Source organism: Candidatus Glomeribacter gigasporarum BEG34 (genome assembly GCF_000227585.1).
Classification (GTDB): domain Bacteria; phylum Pseudomonadota; class Gammaproteobacteria; order Burkholderiales; family Burkholderiaceae; genus Glomeribacter; species Glomeribacter gigasporarum_B.
Genome location: NZ_CAFB01000072.1, coordinates 1 through 4,251 on the forward strand (window position 1 = coordinate 1; position 4,251 = coordinate 4,251).

The 4,251-nt window shown below is 40.2% G+C and carries 5 protein-coding genes; all 5 read left to right on the forward strand.

Annotated features, from left to right (window positions below):
• The first annotated feature begins 101 nt into the window (after window positions 1-101).
• The 5 genes from CAGGBEG34_RS10405 to CAGGBEG34_RS09795 are packed head-to-tail and all read left to right on the forward strand — an operon-like array spanning window position 102 to window position 3,795.
• Complete coding sequence (locus CAGGBEG34_RS10405; protein WP_006683255.1) at window positions 102-926, forward strand: phytanoyl-CoA dioxygenase family protein; 825 nt, start codon at window positions 102-104, stop codon at window positions 924-926.
• Window positions 927-933: 7 nt separating this feature from the next.
• Window positions 934-1,128: a hypothetical protein gene (locus CAGGBEG34_RS11185; RefSeq protein WP_042688435.1), complete on the forward strand. Its 195-nt coding sequence runs from the start codon at window positions 934-936 to the stop codon at window positions 1,126-1,128.
• Complete coding sequence (locus CAGGBEG34_RS08455) at window positions 1,094-1,573, forward strand: thiamine pyrophosphate-binding protein (RefSeq protein ID WP_158641858.1); 480 nt, start codon at window positions 1,094-1,096, stop codon at window positions 1,571-1,573. Before CAGGBEG34_RS11185 ends, CAGGBEG34_RS08455 begins: the two co-directional genes overlap by 35 nt.
• Window positions 1,561-2,613, forward strand: coding sequence for a thiamine pyrophosphate-dependent enzyme (locus CAGGBEG34_RS08460; protein ID WP_081463813.1), 1,053 nt, complete (start codon window positions 1,561-1,563; stop codon window positions 2,611-2,613). Before CAGGBEG34_RS08455 ends, CAGGBEG34_RS08460 begins: the two co-directional genes overlap by 13 nt.
• The gene (locus CAGGBEG34_RS09795; protein ID WP_050009384.1) at window positions 2,614-3,795 is read left to right on the forward strand and encodes an MFS transporter; all 1,182 of its coding nucleotides are present in this window, start codon (window positions 2,614-2,616) and stop codon (window positions 3,793-3,795) included.
• The last annotated feature ends 456 nt before the right edge of the window (window positions 3,796-4,251 follow it).

Here is a 4,251-nt window from a genome sequence, read left to right on the forward strand (position 1 = left end):
AAATTTTATTACTGAGATGCTGACTATAAAATCTATTGATGGGGAGAGATGGCTTATTGCTCCACGTATCGCGTTAGCAGCTGTAGGGACGAAATAACCTTATGTTAGAATACTATGGTGATTCCACATATCTAGAGGGCTTAAAAGAAACTGGGTTCTTTCTAATCCAAAATTTTCTTCAACAAAATGAAATAAAAGCCTTAAAAGACGTGGCTGTTCGTATATTTAATGTTGATGGCGGAAGTGCAGTGCTCCCCACTATCTTTTTAAAGGAAAATAAATTAACAGAAATCTTCTTTCATAAAAGGATGAGGTCTTTTTTGCAGGACATATTTGGATATATGAATAGAATATATTTATATCCAAATATAACAATCAGGAATAATTTATATGTTAATTGGCATACAGATGATTTCTTTCTCGCGGAAAATCTACAGGATGAAGGCGCTCTGCCTGAATTTTACATGTTCAATGTTTATTTACAAGATAACTCAAAAGAAAGGGGTGGTGGAATAGATGTAATGTCTGGGACGCATCATCTTGGAAGGGAGAAAAAAGACAAAATTATTTCGTGTCCAGCAGAATCTACTTATTACTCCATTCCATCAAAATCTGGTGATCTTATCGTATTTGATTACCGCATTATTCATCGAGGCACAATCCCAACTGTAGACAGCAATCCAGACAGGTTTGCGTTGCAATGGACGGTTTCAACTTCTGATAAGTGGTCAAGCATGTATCTGGCATATTTACTTTCAAGAGGAAAGCAGAAGATTCATCTTGCAGATTTCACGCCTCAGAGAGCCAAAACATTTTTTGAGGATATTTCTAATGTGGTTTATCCAGATTCATTTGATGACGTTGGAAGAGCCTTTTTTGATCAATATATTAGATTCATTGATACCGCGCATTACATTGTAAGTTAACGTCTGTATGAAAGCGGCCCAATATATCCTGGATGCCTTATTTCAGGAAGGCATTGAATATTTTTTTATGGTTCCAGGAAAAATGATCAATGCCTTCATGTCATGTTTTAATCTTGAGGAGCAAGAAAGGATTTCTCCAGTTGTTGCTGCTTTTGAGGGGGGGCGCCATGATGATGGCGGAAGGATATGCAAGAGCCTCTGAGAAGTTTGGAGCTGCTATTGTGCTGGATGGACCTGGCATTGCCAATACGATTGGCGGCGTTGCCAATGCATACGCTGATCGTTATCCTGTGATGCTGATTTCCGGTCAGATTCCAAAATATTATGAAATGATGGGCGCGTTGCAGGATTCGACTCAATCGGGCCTGGACTTGGCTGCTGTGCTGAAGCCCATTACACATACTTCTTACCATATTCGACATGTCGAAAATCTGCCTAGATATTTCAAAGCGACTGTTAAGTCAATGTATGGACATCATAAAGGCCCCTCTCATTTCTCCGTTGCCAAGGATGTTCTTTTGGAGGAAGTAAATAGTACATATAGACCTATTGATCCAGGTATTGTAGGTAACAGGATATTTGATCTACATGCTGCGCGCAGTTTTTCTGAGAATGTGATCAAAAAAATAGTCGTTTGGCCATTTTAGTAGGCGCAAGAGCAAACCATAAAAGAGTCTCCGAGCACTTGGTCAAATTATCAGAAAAATATAATGTCCTTGTTGCCAGTACTGTGAGTTCAAAAGGTGTGTTCCCAGAAAATCATAGAAATTATCTGGGTGTATATGGCTATTCTGGACATAGAAGAGCAATAGAAACGCTTCTATCCAATAAAATAGAAACCCTGATTCTACTTGGATTTGATACTACGCAATGGACAAGTTTGGTTTGGGAAGAAGACATTAAAAAAGGGAAATATCTTCTACAAGTTGGAACGGATATCAAGGATTTGGATTTTGTTATTGACATAGACTCAGTGATAATTTCGGATGAAGCAGAGTTTCTTTCGTTTTTGGAGAGAAGCGGTTGCCTGGAAAAAATCAAATATGCAAATGAATCTCTTATTAAAGATTTACAGACGATACCGCTATTTTACGAAGTAGTAAGAGATAAAGGCTCTGGGATTCATCCTGCTGACGCCATACAGATGATTAATGAATGTCTCGGAGATTATATCTGTATTGCAGATTCTGGAAATCACCGTTCGTTTACGACACATTATTGGGTAAGCAGAGGCACAAACAAATTCTTCTCGGCGAATACGATTTGTCCAGTGGGGTGGGCTATTCCTGCAAGTGTCGGGATATCTCTGGCAAGAAAGGATTCATGTGTTGTCATGACGGGCGACGGCTGCATGCTCATGCATGGGATTGAGATTCAGACTGCCGCGAGATACAAAAGAGATATCTTGTATATTGTGTTTAATAATTCCTATTATGGCGCGACCTATTTCAATAATAAACGCAATATTAAAGAAATGAGTGCGCTTCCTACTCACAATTGGAAAAAATTTTCAGAATCTTTGGGATTAACTGGATGGAGAGTGAATACGCTTGATGAGCTCAGAAGCGCTCTAAAAAATAAAAGTGAACAGAGCGGAACATTTTTAATTGACATGATTTGTGACCACGAGCCAGAGACGCCCGTTTCAGAATATAAAGCGCGCGTTGTAGAAGCTGGAGTGTTATGAATGAACAGTCTTCAGAAAAAGACAGTATTTATTTCATGTTTTCTTCTGATTTCTGGATTGATGGCGATTGATTTTTTTAACCCGTCGCTTCCCTACATACTTCAAGACCTCCAAGCGTCTCAAGCAGAAATAAAGACATTGATTGTTGTTTATATGGGGGTACTTGGCCTTACTCAATTCATCTATGGCTCATACTCTGATCGAATCGGGAGAAAAAAGCCAACACTGATTTCTTTTGGTATCGCGTGCGCTGGATTGTTATGCTCAGCCATTGCGCAAGATATCAACATGCTCTATGCAGCCAGGGCTTTGACAGCCGCAGGCACTGCGGGGTGCACGGTCATTTCGCGAGCCATTATTGTTGATGTTTTCAGTGATACGAGATTGCTTAAAAAAGCCTTTTCCTATTTCGCCATGTCGAGCCAGATATCCCCTGCGTTCGCGCCTTTACTGGGGGGATTCATACAGCAATCTTATGGATGGCGATATTCTTTTGTCTGTCTTGCGATCATTACATTGCTCTCTTTGCTGTTTCTATTTAAGTGTATGGAAGAAACGCATTTCACAAAGGGAAATACAAGAGAATATTTAACCGCGTATAAACTGTTGATCAGGGACTTCAAGTTTGTTTCTTACAGTCTTTGTTCAGCATTGGTTTTTGTATTTACGATTGGCTATTATTCCGTTTCCCCATTTGCATTTCACAATTTAGGCTATTCGCCCGTACAGAACAGTCTGTTTTATTTATCGTATGCCGCTGCAATCCTGGCAGGATCCTGGCTGATGGGCAGTGTATTGAATAGTCTGCCGTCAAGACAACTCTATGTATATACGTTGTTATTGTACAGCGCAGTATTCTTTAGTTTCTTTCTGTTGGACTTTGATCAAAGTCCGTTTCTGATCCTTCTGTTTTCTTTTTTGGTGGGTTTTACGAGTGGGATTTGTGCACCGTTAGCATTGGTCCTCAGTATGAGCGAGATTGAAATCAACAAAGGGGCAGCCAGCGCTCTTCAGGGAGGAATTAAAATGTTTTTCTCTGGAATTTTTATGACGTTATTTGACCTGATGCAAATAAAAAAATTCTCTGACATTCTCATCGTATTTGTTGTTCTGATCACTATCCTGTGGGGAATTTATAGCGCTGACTGCTTCTATGCCACAAGAAACCACAAGAAGGTTTGATCGGTTTTTGGTTATGCAGTTTTAAGTCGTTACGCTCCGTAGATCAGAGGCTGGCAGCTACACCGCCATCAGCGGTGGCGCGGGTTGGCGCGGCGATGAGCCAGATTTTAAACGTAGAGCAGCGGGAAGCGCCAGCAAGCAGGAAAGGTCAGCAGGGTCTTCTTCAAGAAATTATTGATCGTCACGACAGGTTATTTGCATAGATACTATTTTCCTCTGGAAGAAGATCTCAATCTGGAAAAAGACGCTGACACAGTCTTGCAGAAGGCTAAGGTTTCCGATGACGTATGGATTCATAAAAATACGGTTTCAGATACAGGACCTCTTTCCCAATTAGAAATAGAGTATGAAATTATTAGATGGGAAGACTGATTAGCGAAGTCTTCTGATCAAAAGGGCGTCGAAAATTACGCACATTTTAAGCAGCAGGTAGAAAAAGATTGCAACGGGGCTAAT

Coding starts and splice junctions, on each gene's coding strand:
- CAGGBEG34_RS08455 (WP_158641858.1), top strand. CDS start 1,094: ATGATGATGGCGGAAGGATATGCAAGAGCCTCTGAGAAGTTTGGAGCT.
- CAGGBEG34_RS09795 (WP_050009384.1), top strand. CDS start 2,614: ATGAACAGTCTTCAGAAAAAGACAGTATTTATTTCATGTTTTCTTCTG.
- CAGGBEG34_RS11185 (WP_042688435.1), top strand. CDS start 934: ATGAAAGCGGCCCAATATATCCTGGATGCCTTATTTCAGGAAGGCATT.
- CAGGBEG34_RS10405 (WP_006683255.1), top strand. CDS start 102: ATGTTAGAATACTATGGTGATTCCACATATCTAGAGGGCTTAAAAGAA.